The sequence below is a fragment of the Streptomyces sp. NPDC006463 genome (genome assembly GCF_042870715.1).
Taxonomy (GTDB): domain Bacteria; phylum Actinomycetota; class Actinomycetes; order Streptomycetales; family Streptomycetaceae; genus Streptomyces.
Genome location: NZ_JBIAHP010000046.1, coordinates 12,854 through 27,097 on the forward strand (window position 1 = coordinate 12,854; position 14,244 = coordinate 27,097).

The following is a 14,244-nucleotide window of genomic DNA, read 5'->3' on the forward strand; positions in this document are numbered from 1 at the left end:
GAGGATCCCGCCGCGCGCCGTCATCCGATGAACGGGCTTCGTGCAGCCTGCTGCCTAGCCCTCATGGCCTTCGTGACCCTCGTGACCCGCGGGCTTGTTGCCGTAGCCGTAGTGGTCGCCGGGCTTCCCGTCGTGGCCGTGGTGGTGGTCCGGGTTGCCGGGTCCTTCGTCGTCTCCGTTGCCCGGCCCGCCGTGCTCCGGACCGTAGTGGTCCGGACCGTAGTGGTCCGGACCGTAGTGGTCCGGACCGTAGTGGTCCGGACCGTAGTGGTCCGGGCCGTGGTGGTCCGGGCCGTGGTGGTCCGCGCCGCCCGGTCCGCCGTGCTCCGGACCGTGGTGGTCCGGGCCGCCCGGTCCGCCGTGGCCCGGGCCGCCGGGCTGACCGCCGTGCCCGCCGGTGACATTGCCCCCGGTGATGGTCCCGCCGGTCGTGTTGCCGCCGGTCGTGTTGCCACCGGTGCTGTTCCCGGCCGTGTTGCCCGAAGTGTTTCCGGAGGTGTTGCCGGCGATGTTCCCCGAAGTGCCGCCCGACACGAGGTCGACGATCGGTCCGCCCAGGAGGCCGCCACCGATCAGACCCACGGTCGTACCGGTCGTCGATCCGGGGGTCGGCGTTCCGGCGGACGTACCGGTCGTCGTGCCGTTGGTCGTGCCGGTTGTCGTCCCCCCGGTAGCGCACCCGCCGAGGAAGATCCTGTTGGTGTCGAGCGTCACGGCACCGTTACGGGCCAACGCTCGACCTTCGATGTTCGTCCCCGTGGTAACGCTGATCGAGGTCAGAGCCATGATGGTGCCCACGAAGGTGGAGGTGGTGCCGAGGGTGGCCGAACTCCCGATCTGCCAGTACACGTTGCACGCCGAAGCACCGTTCGTGAGGAGCACCCGGCTATTGGATGCCGTCGTCAGGGCTTCTGGGATCTGGAACACCCAGACGGCGTTGGGGTTTCCCCCCGCGTCCAGGATCAGGTCGCCGGTGAGTCCGACACCGCTGACAGCCGTGTGAACGCCCGGAAGCAGTGTCTGGCCGGCGCCGATTCCCGCCGCGAGCGCGAAGTCCGTGGCCTGGCCCGCAGCGTTGTTGTAGGCCTGGACCAGGTCGGACTTAGCCTGAAGCGCCACAGCGTCCGCAGCGTGCACGGCGCCGAGCACCAGGCCGGGCGGGAATCCGGAGATGGCAGGGTTCGGGTGCGTCCCGAGGTCGTGACTGATCACTGAGGGGCCGGTGTTGGTAACGCCCTGACCTGCCAGAACGGAGAAACTGGCGGCCGTGGCCAGAGGCACGGGTGTCGCGATGGCCAGTGCCTGCGTGGGCAATGCGGCGACCATCACAGCGGCAACCGTTCCGGCGACGGCCGAGGCCAGCCAGCCAGACATGGTGCGGCGCCGAGCCGCTTGGATTTTCAGCTTCATCGAGGGGCCACTTCCTAGTTGGGACCGTGGCATACCGGGCTCCTACGGATCGCCCGGGAAGCCTTGTCGTTGTCGCCGCATATTACGCAGCAACATTCACGCGCCAAAAACAGACAAGGAGAAGCAGGGATGATTACAAACATATTCAGCACCACGAAGCGCGATGAAAATACCAAAATTCGCCGCACCTATCATCAGACACAACCCCCGCCAGGTGAGGCCGGATTAACTCACACGAGGCAGAGCCGTTCATCTGGCAATAAATTCAAACCCGCCGTACATGACAAGTTCCGCCAGGCGGGTGATCTCTCGAAATTGCCGCAGGCTGGGCGCGCCGCCTATTTCAGCAATCGAATAACCCTGGACCGAAATCGGAATCATTTGCGCTTTCCGCCGCCACCTCGAACACCGACCTGGTCGAATTAGTGAGCGATATTCCCTGATCTCGTTTCGCCAGGGCGAGCGCATTGCCTCCACGGCAGCGGACTGCCACAAGTCATCCGGCACCAGCCGACGCCACACTCCGGCAATCGCTCCGAGCAGAGCGCCTCCCACCAACACGCCCTTCTTCGCTGAACCAGAGATGCCAAGGGCCAGGACGAGAGTCAAAGCGACGGCGAAGATCACCGCAGCCAGCACGGGCGGCCGTCACCAGGGCGAAAACGATCTCCACCGTCCCCATGTCCATGCAGCAGGTCTCACATCACGGTCAAGCCGTCGCGCCTGCGCCTGCGCCTGCACTCTCACGGGGGCGCCGTCACCAATTGAGATGACCTCTTAGCAGCTTTCCCCCAGCTGGGTGAAAGGTCATGGCGTTTGGGTGAACCCTGCTCGGGCTGTGCACGCGGCTGCGCTCGCGCGACGTGACACTCGACGGCGGGGCCCGTTGATCATCATTTGCGCGGCGCATGCGTTCGCCTTGGGCCCGGCCGCGGCACCTTCTGCGGCTGGTAGACCACTCCCGAGCCGGAGGTAGACCGCCCGTGGCGGTAAACGCAAACCCAACCGTCAGGCGACGCCGGCTGGGCGCAGAGCTGCGTCAGCTCCGTCTGGCCCGTGGCATGACCAGTTCGCAGGTGGCCAAGCACTTGCTGATCTCCCAGCCTAAAGTGAGCCACCTGGAGAACGGTCGCCGCGCCATCAGCCCACGTGATGTGCGGGACCTGTGCGACCTCTACCGGGTGACAGACCAGCGGGTCATCGACTCGTTGATGGAGATGGCCAGGGAATCGAACCAGCAGGGCTGGTGGGTGGCCTGCGGGAAAGTCCCGTACGCCGTCTACATCGGCCTTGAGACGGCAGCCTCTTCTGTCCGCTCCTACGAACCCCTGGTGATCCCCGGCCTGCTGCAGACGCCCGCTTACGCGGCAGCGGTCATCGAGGAAACGATCCCTCTCGCCACGGAGGAACAAATCGCCGTGCGCCTCGAGGTACGGCTGCGCCGTCAGTCCCGCGTCCACCACCCGGCCCGGCCTTTCCGCTTGTGGGTCGTACTGGACGAATCAGCACTGCGCCGCGTGGTCGGCAGCCCCGAGACGATGCGCGAACAGCTCGAGTATCTGTACCGCCTCGGTGAACAGCCGCACATCACTGTCCAGGTCCTCCCGCACCATGCGGGAGCCCATCCGGGAATCTCTGGACAGTTCTCCATCCTCGACTTCCCGGACGCCGCCACGGGAACGGTGTATCTGGAGCGGTTCACCAGCGACCTTTACCTGGAGAAACGATCCGACGTACGGCACTACAGCGCCATGTTCGACGACCTCCAGGCGCAGGCCCTGAACCCGGAGCACACGCGCTGCTTCATCATCCGCGCCGCCCAGGAGCTCAGGAGCTGCCGGCCGCCGTACCGCTGCCCCTGTCCGTGATCGCCGCCCAAGACACAGCGCGACGAACTCAGGGCGCTGCTTCAAATTCGCACCCTTCGGGTGAGGCGGAGGGTCTGTCAAGTAGACTGCTCTGGCTCACATTCGGTGGTAGCTGAGAGTGGCAGAGGGTGAGCGCTGGCTGCCGACAGCGCGATCAACCTTCCGACCTGGGTGTTTGATGAGCAGTCGGCGCGACAGTGCGCAAGCAGACCAAGAAGATCGTGCTCGCGCCAATGACGGACTCGCAGGCTTGTCGACGACACAGAGCACTCGTCCCATCGTGCGGATCTGCGATTTCATCATCGACGCCAGCCCTCACTCTCAGCTACCACCGTATGTGATCCAGAGCCGTCTTCTTTGCAGTCCCCAAGCAGGGGGCGGCCATTTTCAGAAAGCGCCATCAACCCTAGGCAAGCCTCCGCTGCCGGTGTCAGCTGGGACGCATGGACAGGGATGAGGAGCTGCTGCGCGGCCGGGTCTACGGTACGGACCACGACGACCCGAACCCGTGCCCACGGCCCGGCCGCACCCAAGAGCGCATCTGATCAAGCTTCATACGCTTGTGGGTAGAATGTCCGTTTCCATTCGCCAGGCTGGTGCCGATTCTCCGGTGAGCTCACGGCTCATTTTGTCAGCCATCGCCCAGTGGATCATCGTCCGGGATCTCTGCGGCAGGGCTTCGTAGGCACGCGCCAGGCGGCGGTGCTGCATCAGCCAGCCGAAGGTCCTCTCGATCACCCATCGCTTGGCAAGCGGCTGGAAGCCCTTCGTTCGTGGTCGTTGCACCACTTCCACATCGATCCCCAAACCGGCGCCATGCTGGATGACACTGGTCTGGTAGCCGCCGTCGGCCCACACCTTGGTCACACTCGGATGGCCCGCGGCCAACTCCGTCAGAACCTGCTTGCCTCCTGCTGAGTCGTGGACCGAGGCGGCAGTGACAAGGACGGCCAGGAGCAGCCCGAGGGTGTCGGTGATCAGGTTTACGATCTCTCGCAGGCCGTGCACCCGCGCTGCGGCCCCGCTAGACGGGCTGCTGCTCGACATCACCGCTGGACGGCAGACGAGATCCAGACCGGCGCCGCGCTGACGACCGAGTGCCTTTGCACGCGAGTGGCGGCTCTGGCGCAACTTATGTGGTGGCACCACTGTGCGTGACGACTGACATTCCGTGTAGCGGGCCAGGGACTTGGCCCACCGCGCTATAGGGCGATCAGTCCGGCTGCCGTCTCCTTGAAGCCACAGGTATTGAAATAGAAGGGACGCAGGTGTTCCTCGAAGTCGACGTGAAGCCACTCGCACTTCGCGGCTCGGGCTTCTTTAGCCGCAGTTGCGACGAGCGCGGCTCCGACTCCGCTCGACCGGCGATGCTGCGCGACCACCGTGTCCAGGACGAAGGCATGAGCTCCGCCGTCCCAAACCACGTTGAGGAAGCCGATCAGAGAGCCGTCTTCCCGTGCACAGACCCAGCCGAGGCTGTGGCGTTCAAGTCGTTCTCGCCAGTCGGTCTGAGCGACCGGGTGACCGAAGCCGTCGGCGTGTAGAGCGTTGAGGCAGGCGTTGTCGAAGTCGCCCCGCCATTCGTACTTGATCGTCATACCCCGATCGTATGTCCGCCCGAGCCTGGTACTGACCGGATTACGGAGCGAGGAGAACCCGCTTGCGGAGCAGTTGAAATCCGGCGCGGCCAAACATTTGGCGCTTGAGCATCTTGATTCGGTTGACATGGCCTTCGACCGCCCCCGAGCTCCAAGGCAGGGCGAGTCCGGCGGTGACGGCGTCGAGGTCGCGGTCGATGCCGGCGGCGAGGGTGTGGAAGCTGGGCAGGTCGTCCTGCCGGACGGCGTTGAGCCACCCCGGGAGACGCTCGCCCTGACGCTCGGTGAGCATGGACGTGAAGGAGCGGACGTGCCCCTGATTCTGGGCGATGAGCCTGCGGGTTCGTACTCAGCTAGCTGGACGGATGAGGCTGTTTGCACCCTCCTGTGCTCGGAAAAGAGCCAGACGTCTGCACCAAGTTCCCCAGCTGGAGCATTGGCGACAGGTGCTGCGGCTCACGGGGCCGGCTCAGGGGCAACGGCGTCGTGCCGGTGCGATGAAGTCGATGTCTTCGCGTCTCCGCTTCGGTCGATCAGGGCGGCGACGGCGTCGAGGACGCGCTGCAGGCCAAAGGAGTAGGCGTGGGCGCGGTCGTAGGCACTGTTGTGTGCGGCGCCTGCGGCTGCCCCGAAGCGGACGGCAGTGGGGTAGGCGTTCTCGTCGAGGACCCGGGCGAGGAGGGGGCGTTCAGCTCCCAGCCGGTGCCCCCGCCACCGCCTCCCCCGCCCACCTGCCGGGCCGGTCTGAGTCGACTTGGTGTTGGTCGTGTGACCGGTGCTGGCGGCGGTGTGCCGTCCGGCCGCCATCGCCGAGGAGAACAAAGCCCCTTTTCGAACGCCACCCATGGAGCTGTGACACGGTGCTCGGTTCGGATATCGTCCGGGCAACGAGACTTCACCGGGGGATGGGATGAGGGCAGAGACCGTCACAGCAATATGTGCCGTCGTGATTGCTGTCGCGTCGCTGGGTGTGTCGATCTACCAGACACGTGCGATGCGCCAGCACAACCGTCACTCGGGTGCGCCCGGTACTGCAACTGCATCGGGGCTGGCCGGCCGGGGGTAGAGCGGGGATCCGGCTCATCAACTCCGGGGTTGGCCCGGCGGTCGTCGTCGACAGTGTGTTGACGGTCGATGGCGAAGTGATCGGCGCCTGGCACGAATCCAGTGTCGACCGCGTCCGCGAGTGCCTGTCGGTGAGCCCGTCCGCTGTCACATTCAGCCCGGGCGAAGTCCTCGCCACCGACTACGAACAGTATCTGTTGAGTGTCGCAAGCTACGACCCGCAGAACCACGCCGAAGTCGAGGGCCTGATCAACCGGCGGCTCACCCTCAAGATCCGCTACGAGTCCCTGTACGGCGGAGAGAACTACACCGCCCTTCTATGCCCAGTCCATTGAAAGAGTCTCCCCCGCGCATCAGCTCAACAAGCGTGCAGAGCACCGCTCGCTACTGAGTTTGAAGGTGGCCTGTCATAGGGGCTGCATGATGCCGCATGCACCGCCGCTTCGAGCGCACGGCCGCCACACCTCCTGGCCTTCGCCGCTATCGCCTCGGCCGTGATCGCAACCCCGTCTCGCCAGGTAGACGGCCCACCAGTTCTTCTGCATCCTGTTGCAGTGAGCGTTCTGCAGGACAATGATGAGCATCATTATGTGGCCGAGGCAGATCATCGAGTGCGGAGACTTCGTCCTGCGGCGCTGGCGGGGACAGAGCGACTTCGAGCTAGCGTTCAGGTTGATCGACGAGTCGTTGGACCACTTGCGCCCTTGGATGCCGTGGGTCGCCCGTCACAGCGCGGAGAACACCCGAGACTTCCTGGCGAAGTCCGACGCGAAGTGGGACAGCGGTGACGCGTACAACTACGCCATCACCAAGGACGGCACGCTCGTCGGCATGTGCCAGACCTACCGCGGGGCCGACCCCCAGAGCTGGCGCATCGGGTACTGGCTGCACCCTGCCGCCACCGGCCAGGGAATCGCCACGAGAGCGACGGCGGCCATGGTGACGGAGGCATTCGCCCTGCCGGGCGTGGAGTACCTGGAAATTGCGCACGACCTGGCCAACCTCTCCAGCGGCGCCGTCCCGCGACGGCTGGGTTTCACCGAAGTCCGGCGTGAACAGCCAACGCCGCCCGCAGCACCCTCAGACAGCGGGATCGACGTGGTCTGGCGACTGAACCGTCCAATGCCGGCCCATTACTGAGCTTGTAGCTGTGGTGTCGTCATGCCGTCCATCATGGATGTCAGCCTCACGGGGCCCCGATCCGATCCGAGGCTGAGGTTCGGCGTGCATGCCGACGGCGTCGATACATGGGCCACCATCGAGGTGTACGCGTATGCCGTGGATGCGGACGGGGAACCTCGGAAGCCGTCGGTGGACTTCTTCCGCAGCAATCTCCGGGCCAATGACCGGGGCGTGATCGAGCACCGGGTCGACACACCGGTCACCATTCCGGCCAGGGCGTGGGGCATCGCTATCAACGCCGTGGCAGCCAACGGGTCGGACGTTTGCGAAGCGCGCGCGGAGCGCGGACCCACATGCGCGGTGATCCAGCTGCGCTGACGTGCCACGGGGCTGGCGGCCGCAGGCTTGGACATAAAGTCCGGCCGAGGATCGCCCGGCCCTCCGTGGTGGCGACGATGTCACCTGGGAACAACACTCCGCTGGAAGCGAGATGGAGATGCGGCTTCAGTCAGCGGCTCCCGGTCGACTGGCTCCAGGAGCACCTTGCCGCGGATGCGACGCACTACTTGTTTCCCACGCTCGTGCACCGGCTCAGCCACCGTCCCGAATGTCACCACAGTGGAGGTGCCAGCTGCTGCTGACCGTCAGGACCGGCGAAGAGGTCTGGGGTCTGCTCGACGTTCTTCCCACACCTTCGACAAGCTTCCGGAGTCCTTGGATGCGGCGTCCAAGGCGGACCTCGTCAGTCGCAGAGCGAGCTGTGACCCAGCGTGAGTGGGCAGAGCGGATGGCTGTTGATGACGGTGGTCCTGAAGAAATGCCACGGAACTGAGACGCGGGCACCCGGACATGGGCAAGCCCAGAAGCCTACTGGTCAGCATGATGTGCTATGACACGAAGAGTGAGAACCTGCACATCGTCGTCTCCCCTGCACCGCTGACGCGTCGCGTCGCGTCGCGTCAACATAGTGCGGGGAACCGGCCACGGCGATGGCCTGATCCCGTTGGTCACTGCCCCGGGATCGCGCCGTTTCTCATCCCGGACCTCCGTGTCGCCGCCGACAGCGGGCGCCGTGCGAAGGCAGCCACCTCCCAGCGGATAGGTGGCTGCCTTCGGAGCGTCAGCACTCGCGCAGGCCCGGAGCGGGGTCGACCGACGTGTGGACGTCCACGGCCGCGACGTTGCCCCACTGGCCGTTGTCCAGCTTGGTCCAGTACCAGACGTTGTTGCCGCCGGCGTGCTGGTCACCGCGACCCCAGCACTGGAACCAGCTGGGGCTCGTGTTCAGCGGCCCCCGCACCGCGGAGTTGTACCGGCGGTGCTCGTAGCCCTTGGCGCCGACCCGGTTGCCACACCACAGCTTGCCGTCGGCGCGGACGCCGCATTCGGCAGCCGCGCCCTTCGTGGTGGCGGCCGTCGCCTCGGCGGGCCCGGTCACGGTGGCCATGCTGCCAGCCAGTGCGGCGGCGGCGAGACCCAGGACGATGTTCTTGCGTGCGGACATGCTTCCTCCTCGAAAGGGCTCCCTCGGGAGCCGGGTGATGGGTGTGCGTGATCAGTGGTGCTAGTGGTGCTCAGGGGCAGGTGCGTACGCCGTCCAGCCAGGCGGCGCCCTTGATGTAGATGTTGGTGATCCACGCTCCGTACTCGGGCAAGTAGGACCAGGCGTCGTTGGAGTAGCCCTCCGCCGTCACCGGTTCGGCGTGCTTCTGGCACTCGACGCGCACCGTGGTCGGGCCGGGAAACCGGTGTACCCGCGGGCTCGTGGTGGACGGCTCCTTGTGGGTCCACACATCGATGCCCCAGGTACTGAACGTGCCGGGAGCCGGCGCCGCGGCAATGCGGACCGCTCCCGCGTAGTCCCCGCCCAGCCGTACGTCGCTGACGGTGATCCGGGTGCCCGATTCCCTGGCCTCGACCATCTTCCCCCCGCCCAGGTAGATCGCGATGTGGTGGACGGAGCCCCCCGACCCCCAAGCCAGCAGGTCCCCCGGCAGCAGCGGCGCGGTCCCCTGGGCGGCCGCGAAACGCTGCTTCACCTGCGGGGAGTGGAACTGGTGGTACGAGTTGCCGGGCAGCGGGTCGCCGTCGGCCGCGCGGCCGTAGGCGTACCGGACCAGTCCCGAGCAGTCGAAGCCCAGCCGCTCCGGGTCGTGCGCACTGTCCGCATCGGTCGGGTCGACTTGACCGTACGTCGGCCCCGGCTGCGGCCCGTGGCCGCCGCCCCAGGTGTACCAGACGCCGATCTGTTCGCATGCGGCCCGTACGGCCCCCTCCGCCACCGCGGAGGCCCCGGGGGCGAGCACGTCGCACGACTCCGCCTTCGGTACCGCGGCCGCCGGGGTACCGCAAACACCTCCCCACGTGGCCAGGAGGATCCCCGCCGCCACCGCCGCCCCCACCGTTGTCCGCATCGCCATATCCGCTCCCCCGTCCCCGTCGCGGTGTCCCGCGGATCGTCGTGCTCGTCGTGGTATTCGCGGCGTGCTCGTCGTACGGAGCACGGACCGGCCGTCCGCCGGGCACTCCGAGACTGTGCCCCGTCACCCCTCCGTGTCGAGGAAGCGCGGGTCGCCCATCGCAACGGGAAACGGGAAACTCCCGGGAAACCCCCCTCTCACCAGGCCCTTTGAGTAGCCGTCAATAAGCCGCTTGGTTACCCGCGATACCCGCGCTCGGCAGCGTCGGCCCCGTACTGCATTGCCCAGATGGGGTTCAGTCCCTCGCCGTCCGGTCTGCCGGCTCGCGGCACCGGACGTTGCCTGCGGTGTGACGCTCCATGGCAGGGGAATCAGCAGCCCAGCCGTGAAGCAGGCAAGGGTTGTGTCGTCCACGAGTGGGCCCCGCACACCGCCGCTCGGCACCTGCACGTCTCTCCCTCGCTCGGCCTCGGGCTGGTGAAGGGCACACTGTGCTGCCGGTGTTGGGTGTAGCCGCAGCCGTCGACGGCTCGGTCGGCGCCCGGCCGAGTGACCAGAACTTGCGGGTACATTTCGATCGCAAGAACGGTTGATCAGAACGTTCCAGCCTCCTTTCGGCCATTCCTGACGCCCGGGTCCACCCCGCCAGCGTGCGGCCGGACCGAGGGCGGACGCCCCTGAGCCCATGCGCGACAACGGCCGCCGACAACACGCCGTTTGGCCGGAAAAGTACGCATTGACCGAGACCGGCGAATATGTCGCGCCGCACGTTCTTCGATCCGGCGGAGACGGTGACGCTGCACGGGGTGGTCCCGGAGCAGCGGCGGGCGGCGGCCGTCGATGACAAGGGCCGCGTCGAGCGCATCCCGTACGAGCTGTGCGTGCCCGTGGGCTGCGGGACGCGCTGCGCCGACGGATCCGGCCTCCGGGACATCGAAATGGAGACTGGCGCTCAGCCCCCGTCCCCCGCACCCGCTACGCCTTCCGCGCGGACGTCCAGCCCTGGCGGCGGAGGCTTTCGAAGCCGTCCAGGAGGAGGTCCAAGGCGAATTCGAACTCGAACTGGTCGTCGCAGCCGCCACCGACCGTGGAGCCCCCGTCGTGTGCGGCCGTCGCGGCCAGTTCCGCGATGTGCGGGTAGCGCGCCGCCAGTCCGGGGTCCGGCGGGCCGGAGGGGCCAGAAGTGTCGAACAGTTCCTGACTGAAGCCGAGCAGGCGGCTGCCCATCGCGTGCATGACGTGGTGCGTGAGGTCGGCGGAGAGGCCGCCCTCCCGGAAGCTCCCGGCCATCGAGTCCAGGTACGCCAGCACGGCTGGGGTGGGGCCGGTCCGCGACTCGATGACCCGGGCCGCCCAGGGGTGGCGCAGCAGGACCCGCCGGGCCGAGAGGATGCGCCCGCGGACCACGCGCTGCCAGTCGGGGCCCGCGGCCGGCGGGTCGATCTCACCGACGACGGCGTCGGCCATGCCGTCGAGCAGCTCCTCCTTGTTGGCCACGTGCTTGTAGAGGGCCATCGGTACGACGTCCAGCTCCTGCGCGAGCCTGCGCATGCTGAGCGCTTCGATGCCGGTGGCGTCGGCAAGCGCGACCGCGGCGCGCAGGACGCGGTCCCTGCTCAGGGGGATCCGTTGCGTGTGCGTGGCTTCCTGCCGGGTCATCGCGGTTCGGCCCCTTCCCTCTTCGACAGCGCCCTCTCCTTGACGAGTGTACGTCGTACACCTATGGTGGCCGCCAGGTGTACGGCGTACACCATCACCGAGTGAGGGGTACCGAGAAGATGAGTCCGGACCGGAGAACCGCGGTGGCCGCCGGGTCGCTGTTCCTGCTGACCGAGGCCGCCGCGATAGCCGGGGCGGTTCTGTACCGTCCCCTGCTGGGCGCGGCGGACGGCCGGCTCGCACAGGGCGCCGACACGCGGGCGTTGCTCGGGGTGCTCTGCGAGGTGGTGCTGGTGGTGGCGGTGGCCGGTACCGGGGCAGCACTGTTCCCCGTCCTGCGGCGCCACGGCGAGGGGCTCGCGCTCGGGTACGCCTTCGGGCGGCTGCTGGAGGCGGCCGTTATCGCCCTCGGGATCGTCGCCGTCCTGGCGCTCGTCACCCTGCGGCGGGACGCGGCGGCGGCGGGCGGCGCCGACGTCGCGCTGGCGGCCCTGCACGACTGGACGTTCCTGCTCGGGCCCAACATCGCCCTCGGCCTGAACACCGTCCTACTTGCGTACCTGGCGTACCGCGCACGGCTCGTGCCGCGCTTCATCGCCGTGCTCGGGCTGGTCGGCGGGCCGCTGATCTGCGCCTCGGCTGTCGCCGTGATGTTCGGGGCCTACGCGCAGCTCTCCGTGGCGGGGTCGGCCGCCGCGCTCCCGGTGTTCGCTTGGGAGCTGGGGCTGGCCGGGTGGCTGATCGTCAAGGGATTTGGGCCCGGCTCAGGCGCCGCGTCCCGGGCAGAAGGAGAAGTGGCTGATCCGGCAGGTGTCCGTCGGTGAGGCCGACCCGAGCTTGACGGCGGTGCCGACCGGGGCGACGCGCCAGAGCTGTCCGGCCGGGACTGTGTGGGTGGGGTGTGGCCGCGACTGCGTTGCGGAGCTTCATGCGGGGATGCGTCCCTTCAGAAGATGATCAAGAGGTCGCTGCGGGGCCGAGCCTAGGAGGGCCGCGAGCGGCGAATCGATCCGCCGCGGGCCGTCGGCACCCCAGCCGTCCAGCACCGTTCCAAGCCGCCAGGTCCGGCGGCCCGCACCCGACCACCCGAAGACGTCCAGCTGCCGAGCGACGGATCCGCCGTCGACTGCGGCGGCTGCGGCTCGAACCTGTCCGCCCAGTGGGGTCAGCCCGGCAATTCCCTCGACGTCGGCGGCCCCCTCCTGAGCGGAGACGACGTGACCGACGCAGTCACCGCACTCCTGGTCGTCCTCCCTGCTGAGCAGCAGCAGACGCTCGCACTGCTCGCGACGCTGCCGCCGGCGGAGAGGGAGGCCATGGCCTGGAACCTGGACGGCTTCAACCACGAGGAGACCGCCAAGGTCCTCGGCAGAAACCCTGCTGCCGTGAGGCAGGCCCACTGATGATGCGGGCACGCTCCCGGCGCCGCGACCTCCGAGCGGCCGGGTGCCCGGATCGTCCGGCTCTGAAGTTCGGCACATCGGCCACCTCCTCTCGACAGCGACCGCGACCATCGCGAGCTGTCGCGACACGCACGCGGTGATTCCGCGAGCCGCCGGTGCATCGGGCGAGAGGAGCTGAGACGCGTGCTGATCCCCCATCACCTGAAGTGGTCCGCTTACCGTCCTCCGGAACGCAACCACCGGCAAGATCGCGCAATCAACTTAGCTCCCACGCCAGTTGGTGAGGGCGCGCAGCCGTGGCCAACTGGCTTGCCGAGCACTTGGTCCGCCTGGCAGGTCCCGGTATCGACGTCGAGGACCTGGAAGCGCCCAGGAACGCTGGCCCAGCTCCGTGAGCGGCGAGCCTCTGCAGCTGCGGTCAGCTGAACATTGCGCGCGCGGGGACGCGTCCCTTCGCATCAGTCGTTGGCCGGTGGGGGCGTGGGACGGGTGCCGGAGCTGGTCGGTTTACCCGTCCTCCCCGCCGCTGGTGTGGGTGTCTCCGCTGGCCGGCTGACGGTGGCCTGCCATGCTCATCCGGGCTCTTCCTGGTCGGGCGGTTCGCTCACCGTGACCTGGGCCGGGCGCAGGAGGTGTTGTCCGACGCGGTAGCCGGGTCGCAGGACGGTGGTGCAGGTGGGCTGGTCGACCTTGTCGGACCGTTGGTAGGAGATCGCTTCGTGGCGGGTAGGGTCGAAGGGTTCTCCCGGGGCCCCGACTTCCTGAAGGCCGAGCGTGGCGAGCTGGGTTTCCAGCACGTCGGCGACTGCTCGCAGGCCGGGTTCGATGTCGCCGTGCTCGCGGGCCTGGTCGATGGCGTCCAGGACGGGCAGGAGCCCGCCCAGGACGTTGGCGACCGCGATTTCCCGTATCGCGAGACGGTCACGCTGCACCCGCTTGCGGTAGTTGTCGTATTCCGCCTTCAGGCGCTGCAAGTCGGCAGTGCGTTCGGCGAGCTGGCTCTGCCCAGTGGTGCTGCCGCCGGCAGGGGCGCCGCCAGGCGTTTCGTGTCCGCCGCCGCTCTCGGTGTGCTCGGGGATGCCGCTGTCTGCTGCTCTGAGCTCGAGAGTCACGGGGTCGATGCGCCGTTTGTCCCTGATCACGATGGGGGGCGGCTGCTTTCGCGGTCCGTTGGAAGACTTCGGTGGGCTCATCTCGCGTCTCCCTTCGGGCTCTCGTCGTCGACGATCTCCGCGTCGACGACTTCTTCATCCGTGCCGGACGACCCGGCGTCCGATGCCGGACCGCCACCGCCCGCGGCAGCGCCTTGGCCGTCGTAGAGGGCGGTGCCGATCTTCTGGGCGACGGTGCTGGCGCGCTCCGTCGCCGTGCGGATGGCCGCCGTGTCCTGACCCTTGAGCTTCTCCTTCAGGTCCGCGACGGCGGTTTCGGTCTCGGTCTTGAGGTCGGCCGCGATCTTGGACTCGTTGTCGCGCAGCAGCTTCTCGGTCTGGTAGACGAGCTGTTCGGCACTGTTGCGGGTCTCGGCCTCCTCCTTGCGGCGGCGGTCTTCCTCGGCGTGCTGCTCGGCCTCGCGGACCATGCGGTCGATGTCCTGGCGGGGCAGCGAGGAGCCGCCGGTGACGGTCATCTTCTGCTCCTTGCCCGTGCCGAGGTCCTTGGCCGTGACGTGCATGATGCCGTTCGCGTCGATGTCGAA

At 67.6% G+C, this 14,244-nt stretch carries 14 protein-coding genes and 3 pseudogenes; 7 read left to right on the forward strand and 10 right to left on the reverse strand.

Features of this window, described 5'->3' with window-relative positions; translation table 11 throughout:
• Positions 1 to 54: 54 nt before the first annotated feature.
• Both ACFYOB_RS39960 and ACFYOB_RS39965 read right to left on the reverse strand, forming a co-directional pair.
• Entirely contained in the window at positions 55 to 1,410 is a 1,356-nt protein-coding gene (locus ACFYOB_RS39960) for an ice-binding family protein (protein WP_388569568.1), read from the reverse strand.
• A gap of 513 nt (positions 1,411 to 1,923) precedes the next feature.
• Positions 1,924 to 2,098, reverse strand: a pseudogene (locus tag ACFYOB_RS39965) (DUF6332 family protein); the annotation flags it as partial.
• 295 nt (positions 2,099 to 2,393) lie between these two features.
• Here ACFYOB_RS39965 and ACFYOB_RS39970 point away from each other — a divergent pair.
• Positions 2,394 to 3,278 (forward strand): helix-turn-helix domain-containing protein, encoded by an 885-nt coding sequence (locus ACFYOB_RS39970; protein WP_388569571.1) that lies wholly within the window; start codon positions 2,394 to 2,396, stop codon positions 3,276 to 3,278.
• 552 nt (positions 3,279 to 3,830) lie between these two features.
• On the opposite strand, the gene ACFYOB_RS39975 is transcribed toward ACFYOB_RS39970, so the two are convergent.
• The 3 genes and pseudogenes from ACFYOB_RS39975 to ACFYOB_RS39985 all read right to left on the reverse strand — a co-directional run.
• On the reverse strand, positions 3,831 to 4,325 hold the full coding sequence (locus ACFYOB_RS39975; protein WP_388569573.1) for a transposase: 495 nt from the start codon (positions 4,323 to 4,325) through the stop codon (positions 3,831 to 3,833).
• Between the two features lie 155 nt (positions 4,326 to 4,480).
• Entirely contained in the window at positions 4,481 to 4,876 is a 396-nt protein-coding gene (locus ACFYOB_RS39980; protein WP_388569576.1) for a GNAT family N-acetyltransferase, read from the reverse strand.
• A 40-nt stretch (positions 4,877 to 4,916) separates the two neighbouring features.
• Positions 4,917 to 5,189: pseudogene (locus tag ACFYOB_RS39985) on the reverse strand (transposase); the annotation flags it as partial.
• Positions 5,190 to 5,895: 706 nt separating this feature from the next.
• Between ACFYOB_RS39985 and ACFYOB_RS39990 the strand changes: the two are divergent.
• The 4 genes and pseudogenes from ACFYOB_RS39990 to ACFYOB_RS40005 all read left to right on the forward strand — a co-directional run bounded on the left by ACFYOB_RS39990 (position 5,896) and on the right by ACFYOB_RS40005 (position 7,895).
• Positions 5,896 to 6,276: a hypothetical protein gene (locus tag ACFYOB_RS39990; protein ID WP_388569579.1), complete on the forward strand. Its 381-nt coding sequence runs from the start codon at positions 5,896 to 5,898 to the stop codon at positions 6,274 to 6,276.
• A 253-nt stretch (positions 6,277 to 6,529) separates the two neighbouring features.
• Complete coding sequence (locus ACFYOB_RS39995; RefSeq protein ID WP_388569581.1) at positions 6,530 to 7,081, forward strand: GNAT family N-acetyltransferase; 552 nt, start codon at positions 6,530 to 6,532, stop codon at positions 7,079 to 7,081.
• A gap of 21 nt (positions 7,082 to 7,102) precedes the next feature.
• Complete coding sequence (locus tag ACFYOB_RS40000; RefSeq protein WP_388569584.1) at positions 7,103 to 7,441, forward strand: hypothetical protein; 339 nt, start codon at positions 7,103 to 7,105, stop codon at positions 7,439 to 7,441.
• A gap of 77 nt (positions 7,442 to 7,518) precedes the next feature.
• Positions 7,519 to 7,895, forward strand: a pseudogene (locus ACFYOB_RS40005) (hypothetical protein).
• 288 nt (positions 7,896 to 8,183) lie between these two features.
• Here the strand turns inward: ACFYOB_RS40005 and ACFYOB_RS40010 are convergent.
• The 3 genes from ACFYOB_RS40010 to ACFYOB_RS40020 all read right to left on the reverse strand — a co-directional run bounded on the left by ACFYOB_RS40010 (position 8,184) and on the right by ACFYOB_RS40020 (position 11,142).
• Complete coding sequence (locus ACFYOB_RS40010) at positions 8,184 to 8,567, reverse strand: hypothetical protein (RefSeq protein ID WP_388569586.1); 384 nt, start codon at positions 8,565 to 8,567, stop codon at positions 8,184 to 8,186.
• Between the two features lie 70 nt (positions 8,568 to 8,637).
• Complete coding sequence (locus tag ACFYOB_RS40015) at positions 8,638 to 9,483, reverse strand: C40 family peptidase (protein ID WP_388569589.1); 846 nt, start codon at positions 9,481 to 9,483, stop codon at positions 8,638 to 8,640.
• A 975-nt stretch (positions 9,484 to 10,458) separates the two neighbouring features.
• Complete coding sequence (locus ACFYOB_RS40020) at positions 10,459 to 11,142, reverse strand: TetR/AcrR family transcriptional regulator C-terminal domain-containing protein (RefSeq protein ID WP_388569591.1); 684 nt, start codon at positions 11,140 to 11,142, stop codon at positions 10,459 to 10,461.
• A gap of 101 nt (positions 11,143 to 11,243) precedes the next feature.
• Here ACFYOB_RS40020 and ACFYOB_RS40025 point away from each other — a divergent pair, with 101 nt between their 5' ends.
• Together ACFYOB_RS40025 and ACFYOB_RS40030 are read left to right on the forward strand one after the other, a co-directional pair.
• Entirely contained in the window at positions 11,244 to 11,966 is a 723-nt protein-coding gene (locus ACFYOB_RS40025) for a DUF4386 domain-containing protein (RefSeq protein WP_388569594.1), read from the forward strand.
• 393 nt (positions 11,967 to 12,359) lie between these two features.
• On the forward strand, positions 12,360 to 12,545 hold the full coding sequence (locus ACFYOB_RS40030) for a sigma factor-like helix-turn-helix DNA-binding protein (RefSeq protein ID WP_388569597.1): 186 nt from the start codon (positions 12,360 to 12,362) through the stop codon (positions 12,543 to 12,545).
• Positions 12,546 to 13,117: 572 nt separating this feature from the next.
• Here the strand turns inward: ACFYOB_RS40030 and grpE are convergent.
• Entirely contained in the window at positions 13,118 to 13,738 is a 621-nt protein-coding gene (gene grpE, locus ACFYOB_RS40035) for a nucleotide exchange factor GrpE (protein ID WP_388569600.1), read from the reverse strand.
• The coding region (locus ACFYOB_RS40040; RefSeq protein WP_388569603.1) for an Hsp70 family protein at positions 13,735 to 14,244 on the reverse strand (510 nt) is incomplete at its 5' end. The genes ACFYOB_RS40040 and grpE, both read right to left, overlap by 4 nt.